Here is a 22,152-nt window from a genome sequence, read left to right on the forward strand (position 1 = left end):
CTGGCCTTCTTGGCCGGCGCAGCGGTCGGGCCGACCTTCTTCTGGATGGCGCGCTTCAGCTCGAGGGCGCGCGGGGAGAGCGCGTCGGCGTTGGCCTTGAGCAGGAAGGCATCTAAGCCGCCATTGTGGTCGACGCTCTTGACCGCGTTGGTGGAGACGCGCAGGCGCACGTTGCGCTCCAGGGCTTCCGAGATGAAGGTCACGTTGACCAGGTTCGGCAGGAAGCGGCGCTTGGTCTTGATGTTGGAGTGGCTGACCTTGTGGCCGACGAGGGGGCCCTTGGCCGTCAGTTCGCAGCGGCGAGACATGGTAGAAATCCTTTAGTTCGAACCCCCAACGAGTGCGGCCGCCATTTTTGGGCGCCACGGGGGCAAATTCTTTCGTCCTTGCAGGGAGCGGGCGGACGTATAGGGGGGAAGGGGCGGGACGTCAAGGTTTTGGGCGGTCTTTTGAAGCCGCGCGCGGTGCGCTCCCTCCCCCGCTTGCGGGGGAGGGCGGGGAGAGGGTGTCTCCGCAGAGGGGCAGCCGCGAGTGTCCCCCAGAGGAGAGAGCCCTCACCCGCGCCTGCGGCGCGACCTCTCCCGCAAGCGGGAGAGGTGACCGCGTCCGCGGCACCCTCCCGATCACCAAAACGGCAATGTTTGTCGCACCTTACCATCACATAAACGGCGTATTCGCGACCGAAGAGTCCGGTGGAGTTCCCGGCCCGACACGCCCGGACACATTGTTTGCCGCGGTTTTTGGCTTAAGTAACAACCGTCGTGCCCCCATGGATTGTTTCGTGCTCATAACGCCTCCTCTTGCGCCCAAATCGCGCTCCGTCCGGCCGCGCTTGGCCGGCTGGCTCGCGGCATTTTGCGGCCTGTCGGTGGTGTGGGGCGCGCTGCCCGCGGCGGCGCAGGGCAAGCTCGAGGCGCAATATGAGGCCTCGCTGTCAGGCATTCCGGTCGGCAAGGGCGGCTGGAACATCGATATCCAGGACGACGTGTTTTCGGCGGCCGCCGCAGGCGGCACCACGGGCCTGCTGAAGTCGTTCACGGGCGGGTCCGGCACCGGCGCCTCGCAGGGGCGCGTCGTCAATGGCGCGCTGGTTGCGACTGGCTACCAGGCCTCCACCACCACCTCGAAGAAGACCGAAGAGATCCGCATCACGCTCGACAAGGGCAATGTGAAGGATTTTGCGATCCTGCCGGAGCCGCCGGTCGATCCTGACCGCATCGTCGTCACCGACGCCCACCGCCGCGGCGTCTGGGACCCGATGACGGCCTCGCTGCTGCGCGTACCCGGCAATGGCGATCCTGTTACGCCGGAGGCCTGCCACAACTCGGCCCCGGTGTTCGACGGCCGCATGCGCTACGACCTCAAGCTCGATTTCAAGCGCATGGAGAGCGTGAAGGCGGAAAAGGGCTATCATGGCCCGGTCGTGGTCTGCTCGCTCTATTTCGTGCCTGTGGCGGGCTACATCCCCGACCGCCCCGTGATCAAATACCTCGCCGCCCAGCGCCACATCGAGATCGCCTTCGCCCCGGTCGCCGGCACCCGCATCCTGGTCCCGTTCTGGCTGAAAGTGCCGACGCCGCTCGGCCCCGCCATGCTGGAAGCCACCAGCTTCATCACCACCGCCCAGCCGCCAAGGGTGGCGAAGACGCAGTAAAGCCGGAACGGTGGTGGCGCACTTACCCTCCCCCTCCAGGGGGGCAAGAGGTCTCGCAATATCAATAGCTTACCTACTGTGCATGGGGTTGTTTTCGCGTTTTTTGCTTTGGAGGGCTCGCAATCGGGAATCCATTTGACTCCGCCCCGATTCTGATTCGACTCCGCGCCGTCCCCAACTTAAGGCTTTGCGCCCTCGAAACGTCACTTGTCCGGCGGCCGAAAACTCCATCTAGTCGTAACGGTTAAGACTCCCGCGACATGTTGCGTGAACGGAACGGGACTCAATCTGGAGTCAGCGATTCGGCCGCGATTCGTTCTAGAGTCGTTCCGAAGCTTAAGACGGGCAGGAAAAGCGTCGCAAAGTGAGACAGTTGCGCGGGATTTGGGGAGGAGGCCCACGCGCTCGGTGTGCCCCTCACCCTGAGGAGGCCGCGCCAGCGGCCGTCTCGAAGGGCGAGGGGCTTGGCTTGCCCTATGGCGCCAGCCGGGCCTTCATCCTTCGAGACGCGCTAACGCGCTCCTCAGGATGAGGAGCAGCCCTCGCCGCAATCCAGCACTGACATTCGCCCAAATCGCGACTACCTAATCCCCAGACATGGCTTTTTCTTCCTCCCCCTTCGCGTCCGAGCGCGCCGTTCACGATCGAGTGCCTGGCGCTGGCGTCACTGCGGTGCTCGGGCCGACCAACACCGGCAAGACCCATCTCGCCATCGAGCGGATGCTCGCGCACCCTTCGGGCATGATCGGCTTGCCGCTGCGCCTGCTGGCGCGCGAGGTCTACAACAAGATCGCCGCAAGGGTCGGCAGCGAGGCGGTCGCACTCGTCACCGGCGAGGAGAAGATCAAGCCGAAGAGCCCGCGCTATTGGGTCTCGACCGTCGAAGCGATGCCGCGCGACCTCGACCTCTCCTTCCTCGCCGTCGACGAGGTCCAGATCGCGAGCGATCTCGAACGCGGCCACGTCTTCACCGATCGCATCCTCAATCGCCGCGGCCGCGACGAGACGCTGCTCTTGGGCGCTGCGACCATGCGCCCGATCATCGAGCGCCTGTTGCCGGGCGTCTCCATGATCACCCGGCCGCGCCTGTCGCAGCTGGAATTTGCCGGCGATCGCAAGATCACGCGCCAGCCGCGCCGCACCGCCATCGTCGCGTTCTCGGCCGATGAAGTCTACGCCATCGCCGAGCTGATCCGCCGCCAGCACGGCGGCGCCGCTGTGGTTCTAGGCTCGCTCTCGCCGCGCACACGCAATGCGCAGGTCGAGATGTTCCAGAACGGCGACGTCGATTATCTCGTCGCCACCGACGCCGTCGGCATGGGCCTCAATCTCGACGTCGACCACGTCGCCTTTGCCTCCGATCGCAAGTTCGACGGCTATCAGTTCCGCCGCCTCACGCCGTCCGAATTCGCGCAGATCGCAGGCCGCGCCGGCCGCGCCACCCGCAACGGCACGTTCGGCACCACCGGCCGCTGTGCGCCGTTCGAGCCCGAGCTCGTCAACGCGCTGCAGAACCACACCTTCGATGCCGTGAAGATGCTGCAATGGCGCAATTCGAAGCTGGATTTTGCATCGCTCGGCGCGCTGCAGGTGTCGCTGAACCTCGCCCCCGGCCATGAGGCGCTGACGCGCGCGCCTGTTGCCGAGGACATGCGCGTGCTCGACCATGCCGCCCGCGACGGCGAGGTGCGCGATATCGCGCATGGCCAGACGGCGGTGGAACGGCTGTGGGAGGCCTGTCAGGTTCCGGACTATCGGAAATTATCGCCGGCGGCCCATGCCGAGCTGGTGACGACGCTGTACGGCTTCCTGATGCAGAAGGGATGCATCCCCGATGCTTGGTACGAAGCCCAGGTTACCCAGGCCGACCGCGTCGACGGCGATATCGACACGCTGTCGGCCCGGATCGCGCAGATTCGCACCTGGACCTTCGTCGCCAACCGCCCGGATTGGCTGAAAGACCCCGATCGCTGGCAGGGAATCACGCGGGAAGTCGAAAATAAATTATCGGATGCGCTCCATGAACGCTTGACTGAGCGTTTCGTTGATCGCCGGACCAGTGTATTGATGCGCCGCCTGCGGGAGAACACGAGCTTGAATACTGAAATCGGCAAGACCGGCGAAGTCATCGTCGAAGGCCATGTCATCGGCCGCCTCGACGGCTTCACCTTTGCACCGGACGCTGCGGAAGCGGGCTCCGATGCGAAAGCCTTGCAGGCTGCAGCGCAAGCGGTGCTCGCCGGCGAGATCAACACGCGCGCCGAACGATTGGGCAATGCGCCCGACGATCAGTTCGTGCTGACCTCGGAAGGCATCATCCGCTGGACCGGAGACGCCGTGGCGCGTCTGTCTGCCGCAGAGGACGCGCTGCATCCGCGCATCCGCATCATCTCCGACGAGCGCCTGACCGGCGGCCCGCGCGACAAGGTGCAGGCGCGGCTCGAGCTCTGGCTCAAGACCCATATCGAGAAGCTGCTCGGGCCGATGTTCGAGCTCTCCAAGGCCGAGGACGTCACCGGCATTGCCCGCGGCATCGCCTATCAGCTCGTCGAGGCCCTCGGCGTGCTCGAGCGTCCCAAGATCGCGAACGAGCTGAAGGATCTCGACCAGCCCTCGCGCGCGGTGTTGCGCAAATACGGCGTCCGTTTCGGCGCCTATCACATCTATTTCCCCGGCCTGCTCAAGCCCGCCGCGCGCGCGCTCGCCGCGCTCTTGTGGGCGCTGAAGCAGGACAACGTCGATCTATCCTCGCTGTCCGGCGCGCAGCATCTGGCCTCCTCGGGGCGCACCTCGTTCCCGGTCGACAAGGCCCTGCCGCGCGATGCCTATCGCGTGCTCGGCTACAAGCAGGCCGGCGAGCGCGCCGTGCGCGTCGACATCCTGGAGCGTCTTGCCGATCTGATCCGCCCGGCGCTGGCCTGGCGCGAGAATGCCTCCGGCGAGAAGCCGGCCGGCGCCTTCGACGGCCGCAGCTTCGTCGTCACCCAGGCGATGACCTCGCTCACTGGCTCTGCAGGTGAGGATTTTGCGTCGGTACTACGTGCCCTCGGCTATCGCATGGAGAAGCGTCCGCCGCTGCCGCAAAAGCCCGTCGTGGCCGAGCATGTCGTGACTGAAACGGTCGCGGCAGAGACGCCGCCGGTTGAGGCCAGCGCCGAGACTTCGACCGAGACCGCTGCGGAGGCCGTTGCCGGCCTGCCCGAGGAGCCGGCCGCCGCTGAAGCGGTCACCGTCGAAGATGCACCCGGCATGGAGCCGCAGGACGAGCCGGCTCACGACGCCGAGCCTGCGCTGGACGCCTCCGCCGAGGCGCCCGTCACGCCCGAAGACGCCCCCGGCATCGCGCCGCCGGCGGAAGAGCCGGCTGCGCAAGCCGAATCCGATGGTCTTGAGGCTGCTCCCGCCGAGGCCGCCGCAACGGAAGCCGCTGCATCGCCCGACGCTGCCGCGCCTGAGGCCGCGGCCACGCCCGCCGAGCCCGAGCTGGTCGAGGTCTGGCGTCCCGGCGGCCGTCACGAGGACCGCAAGCCGCGCCACGAGCGCCACCGCCACCAGCGTCATCACCATCAGCCGCGTCCGCAAGCCGGTGCCGAGGCCGGTGCGGCGAGCGCCGCGCCCGGTGAAGCCGCCGAAGGCGCGAAGCCGGGCCATCGTCATGGCGGCCATCGCAGGGACGGCGGCAGAGATTTCCGCAAGCCGCGCGAAGGTGGCGGCGAAGGCGCGCCGCGTCCCGAGGGGCGCGACGACAAGAGCCGCCGCTTCGAGGGCAAGGATCGCGACAACAGGGATCGCGACAACAAGGGGCGTGATCGCGACAAGGGCAAGTTCGGCGGCGATCGCGACAAGGGCCGCGACAATCGTGGCCGCGACCGGGACAAGGGCCGCGACCGCCAGGGCGGTCCGTCACTCCGCCCCTACGCCTCGAGCGCGAACCCGCGCGAGCGTGATCGCCCCGTTGATCCGAATTCGCCTTTCGCCAAGCTTGCCGCGCTGAAAGAGCAGCTGTCCGGCCGCAAGGAGTGATCCCACGACCGAGCGGCAGCGCCTCGACAAATGGCTGTGGCACGCGCGGGTGGTGAAGGCGCGCACCTCCGCGGCCGAGCTCGTCGTCACGGGCCATGTTCGCATCAACGGCACACGCGAGACCTCGCCGGGGCATGCGGTCAAGATCGGCGATGTGCTCACCATCGCGCTCGACCGCACGGTGCGCGTGTTGAAAGTGACAAGCTTTAGCGAGCGCCGCGGCGATGCAGCCTCGGCCCGGGTGCTCTACGAGGAGCTCGGGATGCGCAATTAATTGCGCATCGAATTCATTTCTTGGTCGATCAAACACACAAAGCCGTCATGATCGGGCTTTCCCGACCTTGCAGCGCAGGGCCATCCGCGCTAGGCAAGCCCCGACTTTTAAAAGAGCTTTTCGGAGCGTTGGATGACTTACGTCGTCACTGAAAACTGCATCAAGTGCAAGTACACCGACTGCGTCGAGGTCTGCCCGGTCGACTGCTTCTATGAGGGTGACAACATGCTGGTCATCCACCCCGATGAGTGCATCGATTGCGGCGTGTGCGAGCCCGAATGCCCCGCCGACGCCATCAAGCCGGATACGGAACCCGGCCTGGAGAAGTGGCTCCAGGTCAACGCCGACTACGCCAAGAGCTGGCCGAATATCACCCAGAAGAAAGAATCACCTGCCGACGCTAAGGAATTCGACGGCATGGAAGGCAAGTTCGAGAAATATTTTTCTCCGAACCCCGGCTCCGGCGACTAAATCGGACCCAAACTTAACCCTAATAGCGGCGCCGCCGCCGAAATCCAGCCCTGAAGACCCCTAAATCATTGATTTTTGCGGGAAATGTGCTATATTGAGCACATTAAGCCGAACCCCGTTCAGCCCCGTTGGCCCCTCTGGGTTCCCGTGAAACCAAATGTCGAACAGGGGCGTGGCAGTTTCCGCGCGCAGGCTGTGTCACAGAAAACGCGTAAAAAGAGTACTTCAGCGAGGGCTTCCCATAAGGAGGCCAAAAAAGTCGCCGCGGCCAGCCGTAGCGCATCCAAGGGTCGGACCGCGACGAAGGCGCCGGCTGCAAAGTCCTCGAAGAACAAAAGAAGCGCAATGCCTAACAAGACTGCCAAACCGGCCGCGAAAGCGACCGCTGCCAAGCCTGCTGCCAAGTCTGTGACTGCAAAGCCTGTGACTGCCAAGCCCGCTGCCGTCAAGGCTTCCGCTGCCAAGCCCGCCGCGCCGAAGGCTCATGTTGCTGCTGCTCCTGCCAAGGCTCCCGTCGCTGCCAAGCCGGCCGCCAAGCCCGTTGCTGCGCCGAAGGTCGAGGAAAAGAAGGTCGTGACCCAGCGCCAGGGCTTCAAGGCCAACGAATTCGTCGTCTATCCCGCTCACGGCGTCGGCCAGATCCTGGCCATCGAGGAGCAGGAGATCGCCGGTGCGAAGCTCGAGCTGTTCGTCATCAACTTCATCAAGGACAAGATGACGCTGCGCGTGCCGACCGCCAAGGTCGCCAATGTCGGCATGCGCAAGCTGTCCGAGCCCACGCTGGTGAAGAAGGCGCTCGAGACGCTCAAGGGCCGCGCCCGCGTCAAGCGCACCATGTGGTCGCGCCGCGCCCAGGAATACGAAGCGAAGATCAATTCAGGCGACATCGTCGCGATCGCGGAAGTCGTGCGCGACCTCTATCGCTCGGAATCGCAGCCGGAGCAGTCCTACTCCGAACGCCAGCTCTATGAAGCGGCGCTCGACCGTCTGTCCCGCGAGATCGCGGTGGTGCAGCACTCGACCGAGACCGAAGCGGTCAAGGAGATCGAGGCCCAGCTCGCCAAGAGCCCGCGCCGCAATGCCAAGGCGGAAGCCGCCGAAGGCGAGACGGATGCCGAGGGCGAGACTGACGATACCGATGGCGACGACACCACGGTTGCCGACGAGGCCGCGTAAGCGTCTCGTCGCGTCGATCGCAAGAGATCAAAAGCCCGGCCGTTCGGCCGGGCTTCTTTGTTTCACGACCGTGATCTGGATCGACGACCGGAGTTTTGCGCAAAGACATCTCAACAAACTCGATGTCGTCCCGGCGAACGCCGGGGCCCATAACCCCAGGGAGAAGTTTGACGAAGATACGTCGTTCGGTACTTCTACCGATCGCAACGGTAGATTCCGCGGTATGGGTCCCGGCGTTCGCCGGGACGACGAGAGAGTCTTCGTCAAACGACGCGCTACGTCTTCATCATCGCACCGGCCGCTTCTCGAGCTTCCTGGCCAGCGTGCGCCGGTGCATGCCCAATCGCCGTGCCGCTTCCGAGATATTGAAATCGGTCTCGATCAGGGTCTGGTGGATGCGCTCCCATTCCAGCGTCTTGATCGAGGTCGGCCGCGCGTCGAGCGCGACTTCGGCGTTGCCCTCGGCCTTGTTGAAGGCGGCCTCGATGTCGTCGGTGTTCGACGGCTTTGCCAGATAATGGCAGGCGCCCAGCTTGATCGCCTCCACGGCGGTGGAGATGCTGGCGAAGCCCGTGAGCACCACGATCAGCATGTCGGGATCGTGTGCGTGCAGCAGCTCGACGCAGGCGAGGCCCGAGGCGCCGCCGAGCTTGAGATCGACCACGGCATGGCCGAAGGAGCGCTCCTCCAGCACCTGGCGCACCTCATCGATCGAGGCGGCCAGCACGACGTCATAGCCGCGGCGCTCGAACGAGCGCTTCAGCGTGCGCGCAAAGCCGGCATCGTCCTCGACGACGATGAGCGAACGGTCAGGCGTCAAAATTCCCCTCCGATCGCGAGCGTTGCGAGCGGCAGCGTCAGGCGGACAGTGGCGCCGCGCTTCCTGTGATTTTCCGCAGTAACGGTGCCGCCCAGCTTGCGCACCACGTTCACCACCAGGAACAGCCCGAGCCCGCCGCCGGCGCGGCCCTTGCTCGAGTGATAGGGCTTTCCGAGCTGCGCCAGCATCTCCGGCGCGAAGCCGGGACCGCGGTCGCTGATCGACAGCACGAGGTTGTCGCCCTCACGCTCGGCCACGAGCTCGACCCAGTCGCGCGAGACCTCATAGGCGTTGTCGAGCACGTTGAAGATCACCTGCTTCAACGCGATGTCGGAGACGATCGCAACGTCCGCGCCGAACGTATTGACGAAATAGAGCGTCCGTGCCGAGCGCGCGTCGCGCCATTCGTCGACCAAGGCGGTCACGAAGGCCGTCACCGTCGTCGGCGACGAGCCCTCGCCGCGCGCTTCGCCGGCCGAGACCAGAATGCCCGTCACGATCGACTTGCAGCGTTGCAGCGAGGTTTCCATCTCCGAAAGATCCTCGGCGAGCTCCTGGTCGGCGGCAAGATCCGGCATGCGGCGCCAATCGCTGAGAATCACCGAGAGCGAAGCGAGCGGCGTGCCGAGCTCATGGGCCGCGCCGGAGGCAAGCAGGCCCATGCGCACGATATGGTCTTGTTCGGCGGCATGCTGGCGCAGCGCCGCCAGATGCGCGTCGCGCTCGCGCAGGTTTCGATTGATGCGGGTGACGAACACCACCAGCAGCACGGCGTTGAGAACGAACCCCAGCAGCATGCCGGCGACGGTGAGCGTGTAAGTCTCGCTCAATGGGTTGGGCGGCAGATCCAGCGGCCGGTACGCCAAGGTCAGCCACACGAAACTCGCGCAGGTCAGCGCAACCAGCGACCAGGTCGAGCGGGCATCGAGCAGCACCGCCCCCAGCGTCACCTGGAGCAGGAACAGCGAGGTGAAGGGATTGGTGGCGCCGCCGGAGAGATAGAGCTGCGCGGTCAGCGCGGCGACGTCCAGCATCAAGGCGACCAGCAGCTCGTTGTTGGTGATCGCGGCGCGATGGCGCACCCAGATCAGGCTGGAGACGTTGAGCAGCACCAGCGCGCCGATGACCGCGCCCATCCGCTCCAACGGCAGGGGGATGCCGAGGCCGAAATGCACGGCGCCGATGGTGACGACCTGGCCGACCACCGCGGTCCAGCGCAGCTGGATCAGCAGCGCCATGTTCTTGCGGTTGGTCTCGTCGTCGGTCGGTGCAGCACCGATCAGCTCGCTGCGCGCGTCCGCCTGCGATTGCAGCGTGACGGCCAGGCCGCCATGAGCAAGTGTGTGGGAAAGCGTCTTCCCGTCGTCAGGCCTGTTCGACGATCGTTCCAGCATCTGATCCCGTCCTGCGCGCGGCGGCATCGGGGCCGCCGGCGGGTTCGTGGACGAAGCGCGTGCGACGGAACAGCCCGCCGCCGAATGTGACGAAAAGCCTGCCGGCCAGCATCAAGGCCAGGGCAAACCACGTCAGCGCGTAGATCAGGTGGTTATTGGGAAAGCGCACCACGGTCAATCCGCCGATGGGACCGCCGGCGGATTGTGATCCGGCATCGGCATCGACGAAGAAAGGTGCGACATCGTGGAGACCGCGGGCCGCCGCGATCGCGGCGACATCCCGCGAATACCAGCGGTTGTGCTGGGGCACGTTGTTTCGGAGGAACCCGCCTTTGGGCTCGGTGATACGGAGCAGGCCGGTGATCTCGACCCGGCCGTCCGGATTGCCGTCCCGGCGCGCCGATGCGTCACGTCGCTCCGACGGCACGAGGCCGCGATTGATCAGGACCTGTGTGCCGTCGCTGCGTTGGAGCGGCGTCAGCACCCAATAGCCCGGGCCTTCCTCGGTGACGGCCTGGACCAGCGTCTCACGGTCATGCAGGAAGCGGCCGGTGACGTTAACGTGCCTGTATTCGTCGTTGGCGGCGGAGACCGCGGGCCATGACACGGGCGCGGGGATCGGCTGGGGTGCGGCATGGACGCGCTGCTCGACGCGGTCGATCAGCGCCAGCTTCCAGGCGCGGCGCTCGATCTGCCAGATTCCGAGTGCGATCAGAACGACGAATGCGATAAGCGAGAGGACCGTGAGCCATAGGGAAGGGGCACGCGCAGCCTTGCCGCGCGGCGCATCGTCCCTGTCCGTCACGGTCCTGACCTCGCTCACTTCATTCCACTCATCTGATGGATCGGCATCATGTTGCTGTTGAGGTGGCTCATCACCCAAAGCGAACCGGATAGCGCAATGACCACCATGACGATGGTGAAGATCAGGGCCATCATGCTCCAGCCGTTCTCGGACGTCGTGTTCATGTGCAGGAAGTAGATCATGTGCACGACGATCTGCACGACCGCGAAGGCCATGATGACCAGCGCAGTGACCTGCTTGCTCGGCAGCGTGCCGCTCATCACCAGCCAGAACGGGATGGCGGTGAGCACCACCGAGAGCACGAAGCCGAACATATAGCTCGAGAACGTGCCGTGGGCATGGCCGCCGTCGTGATGATGGTCGTCCGCGCGGGCGGCATGGGTATTGGTGCTCATCGCAGAACTCCCAGGAGATAGACGAAGGTGAAGACGCCGATCCAGACCACGTCGAGGAAGTGCCAGAACATCGACAGGCACATCAGGCGGCGGCGGTTGGCCTCGATCAGGCCGAACTTCCAGACCTGCACCATCAGCGTCACCAGCCAGATCAGGCCGCAGGAGACGTGCAGGCCGTGGGTGCCGACCAGGGTGAAGAAGGCGGACAGGAAGGCACTGCGCTGAGGGGTGGCGCCTTCATGGATCATGTGCGCGAACTCGGTGAGCTCGATGCCGATGAAGGCGGCGCCGAACAGTCCGGTGATCGCCAGCCAGACTTGCGTCTGGGCGATCTTGTTCTGCTGCATCGTCAGCATCGCGAAACCATAGGTAATCGACGACAGCAGCAGCATCGAGGTGTTCACCGCGACCAGGTTCAGGTCGAACAGATCCTTCGGCGCGGGGCCGGCGGCGTAGTTGCCGCCGAGCACGCCGAAAGTGGCGAACAGGATCGCGAAGATGAGACAGTCGCTCATCAGATAGATCCAGAAGCCGAGCGAGGTGCTCCAGCCTTCCGGATGCGGATGTTCGTCGGCGAGGTAGAAGACCGGCTCGCCGGTTTGGGTGGGATTGACAGCGACAGTCATTTACTTGGCTCCGGCGAGCAGTTTGGTGCGCGCGTCCTCGGTCCGGATGACGTCTTCAGCCGGAATGTCGAAGTCGCGGTGATAGTTGAAGGTGTGGCCGATGCCGACGGCGAGCATGGCGATGAAGCTCAACGCCGCCAGCCACCAGATGTACCAGATCAGGCCGAATCCCATCGCGGTGGCGAGGCCGGCGAGGATGATGCCGGTGCCGGTGCTGCTGGGCATGTGGATCGGTCTGAAGCCGGTGAGCGGACGTTGGTAGCCGCGCCTCTTCATGTCCCACCACGCGTCATTGTCGTGAACGACGGGGGTGAAGGCGAAGTTGTAATCCGGGGGCGGCGAGGAAGTCGCCCATTCCAGCGTGCGCGCGTCCCAGGGATCGCCGGTGACGTCCTTGAGCTGCTCGCGCTTCAGGAAGCTGACCGCGAACTGTATCAGCATCGAGAGGATGCCGATGAAGACGAAGACGGCACCGATCGCGGCGATGACGAACCAGATTTGCAAGCTGGGATCATCGAACACGCGCAGACGGCGGGTCACGCCCATCAGGCCGAGCACGTAGAGCGGCATGAAGGCGAGGTAGAAGCCGGTGACCCAGAACCAGAACGACATCTTGCCCCAAAACGGATCGAGCTTGAAGCCGAACGCCTTCGGGAACCAGTAGTTGATGCCGGCGAACGCGCCGAACACCACGCCGCCGATGATCACGTTGTGGAAATGGGCGATCAGGAACAGGCTGTTGTGCAGCACGAAGTCGGCCGGCGGCACCGCGAGCAGCACGCCGGTCATGCCGCCGATCACGAAGGTCAGCATGAAGGCGATCGTCCACATCATCGGCAGCTCGTAGCGGATACGGCCGCGATACATCGTGAATAGCCAGTTGAACATCTTCGCGCCCGTCGGGATCGAGATGATCATCGTGGTGATGCCGAAGAACGAGTTGACGCTGGCGCCCGAGCCCATCGTGAAGAAGTGATGCAGCCAGACCAGGTACGACAGGATGGTGATGACGACCGTGGCGTAGACCATCGAGGTGTAGCCGAACAGCCGCTTGCCGGAGAAGGTCGAGGTCACCTCCGAGAAGATGCCGAAGGCCGGGAGAACCAGGATGTAGACTTCAGGGTGGCCCCAGATCCAGATCAGGTTCACGTACATCATCGGGCTGCCGCCGAAATCATTCGTGAAGAAGTTGGTGCCGACGTAGCGGTCGAGCGACAGCAGCGCGAGCACGACGGTCAGGACCGGGAAGGAGGCGACGATCAGGACGTTGGTGCAGAGCGAGGTCCAGGTGAACACCGGCATCTTCATCATGGTCATGCCGGGGCAGCGCAGCTTGACGATGGTGCAGATCAGGTTGATGCCGGATAGCGTCGTGCCGACGCCGGCGACCTGCAGCGCCCAGATATAATAGTCGACACCGACATCGGGACTGTAGCCGATGTTCGACAACGGCGGATAAGCCAGCCAGCCGGTGCGGGCGAATTCGCCGATGAACAGCGAGGCCATCACCAGCACCGCGCCGCCAACCGTCATCCAGAAGCTGAAATTGTTCAGGAACGGGAACGACACGTCGCGCGCGCCGATCTGCAGCGGCACGACGTAGTTCATCAGGCCCGTGACCAGCGGCATCGCCACGAAGAAGATCATGATCACGCCGTGTGCGGTGAAGACCTGGTCGTAGTGATGGGCGTTGAGATAGCCTTCGGAGCCGCCAAAGGCCAGCATCTGCTGACCGCGCATCATCAGCGCGTCGGCAAAGCCGCGCAGCAGCATCACGATGCCGAGGATCATGTACATGATACCGATGCGCTTGTGGTCCACCGTGGTGAACCATTCGCGCCAGAGATAGCCCCAGAGGCGGAAATAGGTGAGGCCGCCGAGCAATACGGCGCCGCCGAGCGCGACCGCCACGAAGGTGCCGACGACGATCGGCTCGTGCAGCGGCAGCGATTCGAAGCCGAGCCGGCCGAAGATGAGCTTGAGAAGATCAGGAGACATGCGAACTCTCTTTAGGAGTCTGACTTCGGACGCTGTCCGAGGAAGAAGGACGATGACTTCAGCGGCGTGAACGACGGCCGCTTCAGGCCGGCGCCGAGCAGCGGCGCGGTGTCGACGGGGGCCGTGATGGAGGCCGTGGTTTTGCCCTGGGGCGCATCGGGGGTGCAGGTGCCGGCGACGAAGGTCGGCTCGGGCCCAAGTGCGGTGCCGCGGCGGGCGTATTTGTCGTAGGCCAGCGGCAGGGTGTTGTTCAGGCCCTGATGGCCATTGCCGCCCTTGGCGTCGATCGCCATCATCTCGCTCTGGCACATCTTGCCGGTCTCGACGCACATGTTGAGGATCAGGCGGTAGAGATCGGCATCGATGGTGCCCCAGCGCCGTACCGGCTCGTTCTGGCTGGGCTTTTCGAGCTGGAGATATTCGGCGCGGCCGAGCGAGCCGCCGGCGGACTTGGCTTTGGCGACCCAGTCGTCAAAACCCTTGTCGTCGAGGCCCTGGAAGTCGAAGTGCATGCCGGAGAAGCCGGCGCCGCTGTAGTTCGCCGAAAAGCCCTTGTAGGTGCCGGCGTGGTTGACGACGGCGTGGAGCTTCGTCTCCATGCCCGGCATCGCGTAGATCTGGCCGGCCAGCGCGGGGATGTAGAACGAGTTCATCACCGAGGACGCGGTAATGCGGAAGTTGATCGGGCGATCGACGGGAGCTGCGAGATCGTTGACGGTGGCGATGCCGTAGTCCGGGTAGATGAAGAGCCATTTCCAGTCGAGCGCGACGACGTCGACCTCGAGCGGAGCCTTGGATTGGTCCACGGCGCGGTCGGCATGGATGCGGCCGAGCGTGCGGTAGGGATCGAGCAGATGCGTGCCCATCCAGGTCAGCGCGCCCAGGCAAACGATGATCAAGAGAGGCGCCGACCAGATCACCAGCTCGAGCTTGGTCGAGTGATCCCAGTCAGGCTCGTAGCGGGCCTCGGTGTTGGACTGGCGATAGCGCCAGGCGAACAGCACGGTCAGCGCCATCACGGGGACGACGATCAGGAGCATCAGGACGGTGGAGATGATGACGAGGTCGCGCTGTTGGGCTGCGATATCGCCGGCTGGCGTCAGCACGACATAGTCGCAGCCGCTGAGCGCGGCAGCCAGAGGTAGTAGCGCCAGGATCTTGAGACGAGACACGGGCCGAGCCTTTGAGAATGAGTTTCTTTTGCGGGGCCAACGGGTAGCTGCGACGCAACAATCCGGACATTGGACAATTTGTCCAATGTTGCAGTGCGGGAGCTTGGGCCAGATAGGGGCAGATTGCCTGGCGTCCGCCGGGCGGTCGGCTTTGGTTTTCAGGACGTGAAGGGCGCACGTATGGCGACGGCACAGACCCCCGCAATGGCAGACCTCCACACGGGCGAGCATGGCCACGACCAGGCCAGTGCCGGCGAGATCGCCATCGGCGTCATCATCGGCCGCACCTCGGAATTCTTCGACTTTTTCGTCTTCGCGATCGCCTCGGTGATCGTGTTCCCGCGCCTGGTGTTCCCGTTCGCGAGCGAGCTGACCGGCACGCTCTATTCCTTCATGATCTTCGCGCTGGCCTTCATGGCCCGTCCGATCGGCACCGTGATTTTCATGACGGTCGACCGCGCCTACGGCAAGACGGCCAAGCTGATCTCGGCGCTGTTCCTGCTCGGCACCGCCACCGTCGCACTGGCGTTCCTGCCCGGCTATCACGAGATTGGTGTTGCCGCGATCTGGCTGCTGGCGCTGGCGCGCATTGCGCAGGGTCTGGCCTGGGGCGGCGCCTGGGACGGCATGGCCTCACTGCTGGCGCTGAACGCACCGGCTTCCAAGCGCGGCTGGTACGCGATGGTGCCGCAGCTCGGGGCTCCGCTCGGGCTGATCGTGGCGAGCGCGCTGTTCGCCTATTTCGCCGGCAATCTTTCGGCCGATGATTTCTTCGACTGGGGTTGGCGCTATCCGTTCTTCGTTGCGTTTGCCATCAACGTCGTGGCGCTGTTCGCGCGCCTGCGCATGGTGACGACGGAGGAATATGCCACGCTGTTCGAGACCCGCGAATTGCAGCCGGCGCGCATCTCCGACACCGTCGCGCGCGAAGGCCAGAACATCATGCTGGGGGCGTTCGCTCCGCTGGCGAGCTTTGCACTGTTTCACATGGTCACGGTGTTCCCGTTGTCCTGGGTGTTCCTGTTCACCCGCGAAAGCCCGGTGCGCTTTTTGATCATCGAGATCGTCGCCGCCGTGTTCGGCGTCGGCGCGATCGTGGTGTCCGGCATCATCGCCGACCGGGTGGGGCGCAAATCGCTGCTGATGGGATCGGCGATCGCGATCGCGATCTATAGCGGCTTTGCCCCGCAGCTGCTCGACGCCGGCGCGTTCGGCGAAACCATCTACATGGTGATCGGCTTCATCCTGCTCGGCCTATCCTTCGGCCAGTCCTCCGGCGCGATCGCCTCGAACTTCAAGCAGGCGTATCGTTACACCGCTTCGGCATTGACCTCGGACATGGCCTGGCTGTTCGGCGCCGGCTTCGCGCCGCTGGTGGCGCTGCTGCTCGCCACCAATCTCGGCGTCATCGCTTCCGGTGCATATCTGCTCTCGGGCGCGTTCTGGACGTTGCTGGCGCTCTGGCTCAGCGGCCAGCGCGAGAAGGGCGACATGGACGCGGGGCGCTAACCGGCTGATTGGTGCGCAGGCGGCTCTTCGCACTCAACTGTCGTCCCGGCGAATGCCGGGACCCATAACCCCAGGGATGGGTTATGGAGCCGGCTGGCAACTCCGAGTCTTCGCCAAATCAAATCCTGTGGGTATGGGTCCCGGATCTGCGCTTACGCTTATCCGGGACGACGGCCGAGTGTGTGGCTACGCTACCGACCTCAATCCGCCACGATCTTCACGCGGTCCCGCACCTTCACCTGCGCGGTGCGATCGAGCCCGTTGAGCACGCGGAAGCGCTCGGCGGGATGATCGACGCCGGCCATGCGGTGGGAGAGTGACTCCACGGTGTCGCCGGGTTGCACGGTGATGACCTTGATGCGGAGCGGACGGGCGGCCTGGATCTCGTCGAGGGTCAGGCGGCGGAACGAATTGACGGTCTCGCGCGCGTTGCGCTCGCTCTCGGTCGATTTTTGCCGGGTCGCGAAGATGAAGCGATAGACGTCGCTGCCGAAACGCAGCGCATAGACCTTGAACTGCCACTGGTCGCCCTTGGCGGTGGCGGACGCGGCCGGGAAGCCGTTGATGGTGAGGTCTTCGGTCGACGCCTTCTCGACGCCCTCCATCCAGCCGGAATTCAGGTAGTCGCCGAGCGACTGCTCGGCCGGCACGCGCACCACGTCGAAACGCATCGCTTGTGCGCCGCCCTCGCGCACGCCGATCACGGCCTGGGCGGTGTTGTCGAGCGTGAAATTGTCCGGCGCCTGGAAGGTGAAGCCGAGCTTCGGATGCAGGAAACGGCGGCCGCGCACGAAACCTTCGCTGGGATCTTCGCCGTAGACGAGGTTGTCGATCGCAGCGAGATAGCTCTCGCGGTCGCGCTCGGCGCCTTCGGGCGCAGTGTACTGCCGCGCGATATTCTGCGCGTTCTGCACGCGCTCCGGGGTCGCCGGGTGCGACGAGGTGAAATCCTGCGCGCGCGGATCGAGCGAAGACTTGCCGGCCTTCAGCTCGGCATTGCGCTCCATCGCCGATAGGAAGCGTGCCGCACCGTAGGGGTCGAAATGCGCCTTGGCGGAAATGCCCACCCCGACGCCGTCGGCCTCGAACTCCTGCTTGCGCGAGAAGCTCGCCATGGTGAGCTTGGTCTTGGCCAGCGCCAGCGCGGTGAGATCGGGATCGTTGCTCATGTCGGTGACGACGCGGGTGACGATCGCGGCCTGGCGCGCCTGGTCCTCGCGCATCGCGGCATGCTTGGACAGCACATGCGCCATCTCGTGGCTGAGCACGGAGGACAATTCCGAGGTGTCGCTCGCAAGCGCCAGCAGTCCGCGCGTGACGTAGAGCTGGCCGTTCGGCAGCGCGAAGGCGTTCACCGCGCCGGAATTGAGGATGGTGACCTTGTAGCCCTGGTCGGGACGGTCGGAGGCGGCCACCAGGCGGTCGACGGTCTTGCTGACAAGTGATTCGAGCCTGGGATCGTCATAGGCCCCGCCATAGCTCGCGAGGATGCGCTCGTGCTCCTTCTCGGTGGCGGGGGTCTGCGCCACGGCCGGCTTCGGCTTCGGCATGGCGACGGTCGCGGGCACAGCGGCGGTCTGGAACCGGCCCATGTCGCCGCAGCCCGCCAGCGCCGTGCCCAGCACGAGGCATAGCACAGCCGGCGCAGCCCGCAGGCGGCGGCGTTCATGCCGTACGTGCCGTTCTAGCACCCCATTCACGTCGTTTAACCCGTGCCCGGCCCGTTTTAAGGCCTTACCCCTGTCGGTTCGTTTGCACCCAGCAACTCGACCTGTCCTACGAGGCGGATATCGATACGCGGCCCCGTATTTCCCTCAACCCAGCCCCGAACTAGAATACGCTTATTTTCCAAGGACTTAAGGACAATGCCGGCATTCTCGAATGCCGGCAGCGTGCGTTTTGAGATAGTCGCCGCAAAGCCCCGTGTCCAGTTTCGTCCGAAGTTGAGGTAGGTCATTGCCCCAGCTTGCCGGACGGACAGGACTTTGCCCTCGACCACCACAAAGCGCCCGATCTCCGCCAAAATATCGTCCGGACTTTCCGCGTTTTTTATGGCCGACGGGTCAGCCCAGCTGCCCTTTTTTTGGCGCCGTGCTGCGGCCTCCGACGCCATCAGGGCGGCCGCGCAGTCCTTGTCGGTGATTTCGGCGGAGACCATGGCGTCGCCTTGGGCCAGCAGCATGGCTTGGACCGAGACGTCGCTTTCGCCGATCAAGACCAGCGCGCCCTGGCGGCCATAGCGGTCGGGCGTGTCGTCGCTGCCGCGGAGTGTGATGTCGCGTCCGGCGAGTAGCGACGCCAGCGCCTGCTTCGTCGACGCGGTGGGCTCGATCCCTATGAGGCGAACTTCGCGGCCGTCGTCGAGACGCAGGCTGCGCGCATCGACGACGGCGGCGACGCGGCCTTCACCCTGGGAGTCGAACTGGCACGGCGCGGCGAACGCGGTGTGACTCGCGATGAGAAGAGTTGCGGCGATGAGGTGAAGCAGTCGCGTCAAGATGCCCGGAGAGGTTGCGTTGCGTGCCAACCTTAACTCAAGCGTAGCGGGTCGCGAAGAGGTAGTTGTGCCGCCGCGCAATTGCCCCGCACTCCGTCATTGCGAGCGCAGCGAAGCAATCCAGAATCCCTCCGCGGAAAGACTCCGGATTGCTTCGCTGCGCTCGCAATGACGTGGAAAGACCAGCGTCCTCTCAACCATTCCGTTTTGCGGAAAACACGCTGCCATCGCAAGACGCGCATCGCGCCTCGCGCTTGCTGCGCTCTTGCGCATGCGGCATGATTGCGGCAACAGCTTCTGCTAAGAGCAATAACCAAGCCGCCATCAGAGACAGGCGATAAAGGGAGGTCTTTTCGATGAAGCATGTTTTGTCGGGCATTTTTGCCGCCGCGTTGGCCCTCAGTGCGAGCGCTGCGCAGGCCCAGGACAAGCCCCCTCTCAAGATCGGCGGCATCTTGGACATGTCGAGCCTCTATGCCGACATCACCGGCCCCGGCAGCGAGACCGCGGCCAAGATGGCGGTGGAGGATTTCGGCGGCGAAGTGTTGGGGCGCAAGATCCAGGTGCTCGCGGCCGACCATCAGAACAAGGCCGATCTCTCCGGCAACATCGCCCGCGACATGCTCGACAATCAGGGCGTCGAAATGATCTACGACGTCGCAGCCTCCGCGACGGCGCTTGCGGCCGGCGAGATCGCAAAGGCGCGCAACAAGATCATCATGTTCAATGGTCCGGGCTCGATCCGTCTCAGCAACGAGGCCTGCGGTCCCTACACCGTCCACTATGTGTTCGACACCTACGGCCAGGCCAATGTGACCGGCCTTGCTGCGGTGAAATCCGGCCTCGACAGCTGGTTTTTCCTCACGGCCGACTACGCCTTCGGCCAGGATCTGGAGAAGGACACCAGTGCCGTCGTGACCAAGACCGGCGGCAAGGTGCTCGGCAGCGTGCGCCATCCGCTCAACACCTCGGATTTCTCGTCCTTCCTGCTGCAGGCGCAGGCCTCCAAGGCCAAGGTGATCGGTCTCGCCAATGCCGGCGGTGACACCGTCAACGCCATCAAGCAGGCGGCGGAGTTCGGGATCATGAAGGGCGGCCAGAAGGTCTCGCCGCTGCTCGTCTTCGTCACCGACATCGACTCGATTGGCCTGGAGACCGCGCAGGGGCTGCTGCTCGCCGAAGCCTTCTACTGGGACATGAACGACGAGACGCGTGCCTTCTCCAAGCGCTTCCAGGAGCGCGTGAAGCGGCCGCCGACCTCGGCACAGGCCGGCGTCTACTCCTCCGTCACGCATTATCTGAAAGCCGTGAAGGCAGCCGGCACGACCGATGCGGCGGCCGTGATGAAGGTGATGAAGGAAACGCCGATCAACGACTTCTTCGCCAAGAATGGCAAGATCCGCGACGACGGCCGCATGATCCACGACATGTACCTGTTCGAGGTGAAGAAGCCGTCGGAGTCGAAGGGCCGCTGGGACGATTACAAGCTGCTCGCCACCGTGCCGGGCAACGAAGCGTTCCAGTCGCTGGAGCAATCGCGCTGCCCGCTGGTGAAGAAATAAGACCGTCATTGCGAGCGAAGCGAAGCAATCCAGAGATGTTTCCGCAGAGACAGTCTGGATTGCTTCGTCGCAAGAGCTCCTAGCAATGACGGTGAGGCGACAGCCGGGTTAGACAATCAACAAGGGAGGCTTCCATGAACAATATGGTCCTGCAGAAGCTCGAAGGCGGGCTGCTCACCATCACGATGAACCGCCCGGAGCGGAAGAACGCGCTCAACCCCGAAATGGTGGCCGGGCTGGTCGAGGCGGCGCGCCGCGCGGCTGACGACCCGGAGGTGCGCGCGGTGCTGTTAAAAGGCGCCGGCGGATCGTTCTGCGTCGGCGGCGACGTCAAGTCGATGGCGGCCGGCCGCGCGCCGCTGCCGTTCGAGGTGAAGATGGCGAACCTGCGCCGCGGCATGGAGGTCTCGCGCATTCTGCACCAGATGCCGAAGCCCGTCGTGGCGCAGCTCGATGGTGCGGCGGCCGGCGCCGGCCTGTCGATGGCGCTGTCCTGCGACCTGCGGATCGCCTCCGAGTCCTGCAAGATCACTACCGCCTTCGCCAAGGTCGGCTTCTCCGGCGATTACGGCGGCACCTATTTCCTCACCCAGCTGCTCGGCAGCGCGCGAGCGCGCGAGCTCTATCTGATGTCGCCGGTCCTGACTGCGAGGGAAGCGCACGCGATCGGCATGGTGACCAAAGTCGTGCCCGATGCCGAGATCGACGCCGCCGCGCACGAGCTCGCATCGTCGCTGGCGCAAGGGCCGTCGATCGCGCTTGGCTTCATCAAGCGCAATATCAACAATGCCGAGCATCTGGCGCTGGAGGATTGCTTCGACGGCGAGGCGATCCATCATACCCGCTGCGGCGACACCGAGGACCACAAGGAGGCCGCGAAGGCCTTCGTCGAGAAGCGCAAGCCGACCTTCAGGGGCGCATGACCATGGCGCCCTATATGCGGCTGCGGCAGATCTGCCTCGTCGCGCCGCAGCTCGCGCCCGTCGTCTCCGACATCGCGGAGATCATGGGCCTTTCCGTCTGCTACCGCGACGGCAATGTCGCCAAATACGGCCTGGAGAACGCGCTGCTCCCGGTCGACACGATCTTGCTGGAGGTGGTTGCCCCGTTCAAGGACGGCACCACGGCCGGCCGCTTCATCGAGAAGACCGGCGGCCGCGGCGGCTATATGGCGATCTTCTGCTGTAACGATCCCGACGAGCGCGGCCGCAACGCCAATGCGATGGGCGTGCGCACCGCCAACGTCATCGACCACGCGCCCTATCACGGCGTGCAGCTTCATCCCCGCGACTGCCGCGCCGCCTTCATCGAGTTCAACCACACCGAAGGCAGCGACGATATTCTTGGGGCGTATCCGCCGGCGGGACCGGACTGGCAGAAATTCATCCGCAAGAATGTGACGCAGGCGCTGACGGCCGTGGAGATGCAGAGCCCTGATCCGCATGGTCTCGCGGAGCACTGGGGCAAGATCATCGGCGTTGCGCCTGAAGGTGCCGAGCTGAAACTGCCCAATGCGACCTTCCGCTTCATGAAAGGCGCCAGCGAGATCATGAGCGCGCTGCAGTTTCGGGTGGCTGATGTGGCGAGCGTGCTACATGCGGCGCGGGAGAAGGGGCTTGCGGTCGCGGGCAATGAGTTTCTGCTGAGCGGAATGACGTTTCGGCTTGTGGGTTGAGCTCTTGCCGCAACACCGCTGTCGTCCCGGACAAGCGAAGCGCCGATCCGGGATCCATAACCACAGAAAGTTGTTTTGCGAGGGCTTGTGGTGACCAGCTG

18 protein-coding genes and 1 pseudogene are annotated in these 22,152 nt (G+C 64.6%); 9 read left to right on the forward strand and 10 right to left on the reverse strand.

Annotated features, from left to right (window positions below; genetic code table 11):
- Positions 1-308, reverse strand: a 308-nt coding sequence (gene rpmB / locus UNPA324_RS25235) for a 50S ribosomal protein L28 (RefSeq protein ID WP_141939026.1), incomplete at its 3' end; no start/stop codon positions are given.
- 461 nt (positions 309-769) lie between these two features.
- On the opposite strand from rpmB, the gene UNPA324_RS25240 reads away from it, so the two are divergent.
- The 5 genes and pseudogenes from UNPA324_RS25240 to UNPA324_RS25265 all read left to right on the forward strand — a co-directional run bounded on the left by UNPA324_RS25240 (position 770) and on the right by UNPA324_RS25265 (position 7,598).
- Positions 770-1,654: a DUF3108 domain-containing protein gene (locus UNPA324_RS25240; RefSeq protein WP_246667216.1), complete on the forward strand. Its 885-nt coding sequence runs from the start codon at positions 770-772 to the stop codon at positions 1,652-1,654.
- 597 nt (positions 1,655-2,251) lie between these two features.
- A complete protein-coding gene (locus tag UNPA324_RS25250; protein WP_141936501.1) occupies positions 2,252-5,677 on the forward strand; it encodes a helicase-related protein in 3,426 nt (1,141 codons plus the stop codon).
- Positions 5,678-5,687: 10 nt separating this feature from the next.
- Positions 5,688-5,951, forward strand: a pseudogene (locus UNPA324_RS25255) (RNA-binding S4 domain-containing protein); the annotation flags it as partial.
- A gap of 132 nt (positions 5,952-6,083) precedes the next feature.
- Complete coding sequence (gene fdxA / locus UNPA324_RS25260) at positions 6,084-6,422, forward strand: ferredoxin FdxA (protein WP_018643465.1); 339 nt, start codon at positions 6,084-6,086, stop codon at positions 6,420-6,422.
- A 345-nt stretch (positions 6,423-6,767) separates the two neighbouring features.
- Positions 6,768-7,598, forward strand: coding sequence for a CarD family transcriptional regulator (locus tag UNPA324_RS25265; protein ID WP_181769509.1), 831 nt, complete (start codon positions 6,768-6,770; stop codon positions 7,596-7,598).
- Positions 7,599-7,884: 286 nt separating this feature from the next.
- On the opposite strand, the gene UNPA324_RS25270 is transcribed toward UNPA324_RS25265, so the two are convergent.
- From UNPA324_RS25270 to cyoA, 7 genes are read right to left on the reverse strand one after another with little or no spacing between them, the layout of a single operon-like run.
- The gene (locus tag UNPA324_RS25270; RefSeq protein WP_128919144.1) at positions 7,885-8,418 is read right to left on the reverse strand and encodes a response regulator transcription factor; all 534 of its coding nucleotides are present in this window, start codon (positions 8,416-8,418) and stop codon (positions 7,885-7,887) included.
- Entirely contained in the window at positions 8,415-9,812 is a 1,398-nt protein-coding gene (locus tag UNPA324_RS25275; RefSeq protein ID WP_181769510.1) for an ATP-binding protein, read from the reverse strand. Before UNPA324_RS25275 ends, UNPA324_RS25270 begins: the two co-directional genes overlap by 4 nt.
- A complete protein-coding gene (locus UNPA324_RS25280; protein ID WP_141936508.1) occupies positions 9,784-10,635 on the reverse strand; it encodes an SURF1 family protein in 852 nt (283 codons plus the stop codon). Before UNPA324_RS25280 ends, UNPA324_RS25275 begins: the two co-directional genes overlap by 29 nt.
- Positions 10,632-11,012 carry a cytochrome o ubiquinol oxidase subunit IV gene (gene cyoD / locus UNPA324_RS25285; protein WP_128919147.1) on the reverse strand — a complete coding sequence of 127 codons (381 nt, stop codon included), beginning with the start codon at positions 11,010-11,012 and terminating at the stop codon, positions 10,632-10,634. The genes UNPA324_RS25280 and cyoD overlap by 4 nt, the downstream gene beginning before the upstream one ends.
- A complete protein-coding gene (gene cyoC / locus UNPA324_RS25290) occupies positions 11,009-11,638 on the reverse strand; it encodes a cytochrome o ubiquinol oxidase subunit III (protein WP_128919148.1) in 630 nt (209 codons plus the stop codon). Before cyoC ends, cyoD begins: the two co-directional genes overlap by 4 nt.
- On the reverse strand, positions 11,639-13,636 hold the full coding sequence (cyoB, locus tag UNPA324_RS25295; RefSeq protein ID WP_141936510.1) for a cytochrome o ubiquinol oxidase subunit I: 1,998 nt from the start codon (positions 13,634-13,636) through the stop codon (positions 11,639-11,641). It lies immediately after the preceding gene.
- Between the two features lie 11 nt (positions 13,637-13,647).
- The gene (gene cyoA / locus UNPA324_RS25300; RefSeq protein WP_141936512.1) at positions 13,648-14,808 is read right to left on the reverse strand and encodes a ubiquinol oxidase subunit II; all 1,161 of its coding nucleotides are present in this window, start codon (positions 14,806-14,808) and stop codon (positions 13,648-13,650) included.
- 180 nt (positions 14,809-14,988) lie between these two features.
- Here cyoA and UNPA324_RS25305 point away from each other — a divergent pair, with 180 nt between their 5' ends.
- Complete coding sequence (locus tag UNPA324_RS25305) at positions 14,989-16,317, forward strand: MFS transporter (RefSeq protein ID WP_128919151.1); 1,329 nt, start codon at positions 14,989-14,991, stop codon at positions 16,315-16,317.
- A 200-nt stretch (positions 16,318-16,517) separates the two neighbouring features.
- Here UNPA324_RS25305 and UNPA324_RS25310 read toward each other — a convergent pair whose 3' ends face one another.
- Entirely contained in the window at positions 16,518-18,008 is a 1,491-nt protein-coding gene (locus UNPA324_RS25310) for a M48 family metalloprotease (protein ID WP_128919168.1), read from the reverse strand.
- Positions 18,009-18,043: 35 nt separating this feature from the next.
- A complete protein-coding gene (locus UNPA324_RS25315) occupies positions 18,044-18,844 on the reverse strand; it encodes a thermonuclease family protein (RefSeq protein WP_128919152.1) in 801 nt (266 codons plus the stop codon).
- A 326-nt stretch (positions 18,845-19,170) separates the two neighbouring features.
- Between UNPA324_RS25315 and UNPA324_RS25325 the strand changes: the two genes are divergently transcribed.
- From UNPA324_RS25325 to UNPA324_RS25335, 3 genes are all read left to right on the forward strand, one after another.
- Positions 19,171-20,376: an ABC transporter substrate-binding protein gene (locus UNPA324_RS25325; protein WP_128919154.1), complete on the forward strand. Its 1,206-nt coding sequence runs from the start codon at positions 19,171-19,173 to the stop codon at positions 20,374-20,376.
- Positions 20,377-20,510: 134 nt separating this feature from the next.
- The gene (locus UNPA324_RS25330) at positions 20,511-21,299 is read left to right on the forward strand and encodes an enoyl-CoA hydratase (protein ID WP_141936516.1); all 789 of its coding nucleotides are present in this window, start codon (positions 20,511-20,513) and stop codon (positions 21,297-21,299) included.
- Between the two features lie 2 nt (positions 21,300-21,301).
- Complete coding sequence (locus UNPA324_RS25335) at positions 21,302-22,051, forward strand: VOC family protein (protein WP_164936221.1); 750 nt, start codon at positions 21,302-21,304, stop codon at positions 22,049-22,051.
- Positions 22,052-22,152 lie beyond the last annotated feature (101 nt).

Origin of the sequence: Bradyrhizobium sp. UNPA324, assembly GCF_006658635.1 — a bacterium.
GTDB lineage: Bacteria > Pseudomonadota > Alphaproteobacteria > Rhizobiales > Xanthobacteraceae > Bradyrhizobium > Bradyrhizobium nanningense.

What these genes read in the sequence shown, in the direction of transcription:
- UNPA324_RS25250 (WP_141936501.1), top strand. Translation starts at nt 2,252, where the DNA reads ATGGCTTTTTCTTCCTCCCCCTTCGCGTCCGAGCGCGCCGTTCACGAT.
- UNPA324_RS25330 (WP_141936516.1), top strand. Translation starts at nt 20,511, where the DNA reads ATGAACAATATGGTCCTGCAGAAGCTCGAAGGCGGGCTGCTCACCATC.
- UNPA324_RS25240 (WP_246667216.1), top strand. Translation starts at nt 770, where the DNA reads ATGGATTGTTTCGTGCTCATAACGCCTCCTCTTGCGCCCAAATCGCGC.
- cyoD (WP_128919147.1), bottom strand. Translation starts at nt 11,012, where the DNA reads ATGAGCACCAATACCCATGCCGCCCGCGCGGACGACCATCATCACGAC.
- cyoC (WP_128919148.1), bottom strand. Translation starts at nt 11,638, where the DNA reads ATGACTGTCGCTGTCAATCCCACCCAAACCGGCGAGCCGGTCTTCTAC.
- UNPA324_RS25325 (WP_128919154.1), top strand. Translation starts at nt 19,171, where the DNA reads ATGAAGCATGTTTTGTCGGGCATTTTTGCCGCCGCGTTGGCCCTCAGT.
- fdxA (WP_018643465.1), top strand. Translation starts at nt 6,084, where the DNA reads ATGACTTACGTCGTCACTGAAAACTGCATCAAGTGCAAGTACACCGAC.
- cyoB (WP_141936510.1), bottom strand. Translation starts at nt 13,636, where the DNA reads ATGTCTCCTGATCTTCTCAAGCTCATCTTCGGCCGGCTCGGCTTCGAA.
- UNPA324_RS25335 (WP_164936221.1), top strand. Translation starts at nt 21,302, where the DNA reads ATGGCGCCCTATATGCGGCTGCGGCAGATCTGCCTCGTCGCGCCGCAG.
- UNPA324_RS25305 (WP_128919151.1), top strand. Translation starts at nt 14,989, where the DNA reads ATGGCGACGGCACAGACCCCCGCAATGGCAGACCTCCACACGGGCGAG.
- UNPA324_RS25265 (WP_181769509.1), top strand. Translation starts at nt 6,768, where the DNA reads ATGCCTAACAAGACTGCCAAACCGGCCGCGAAAGCGACCGCTGCCAAG.
- UNPA324_RS25275 (WP_181769510.1), bottom strand. Translation starts at nt 9,812, where the DNA reads ATGCTGGAACGATCGTCGAACAGGCCTGACGACGGGAAGACGCTTTCC.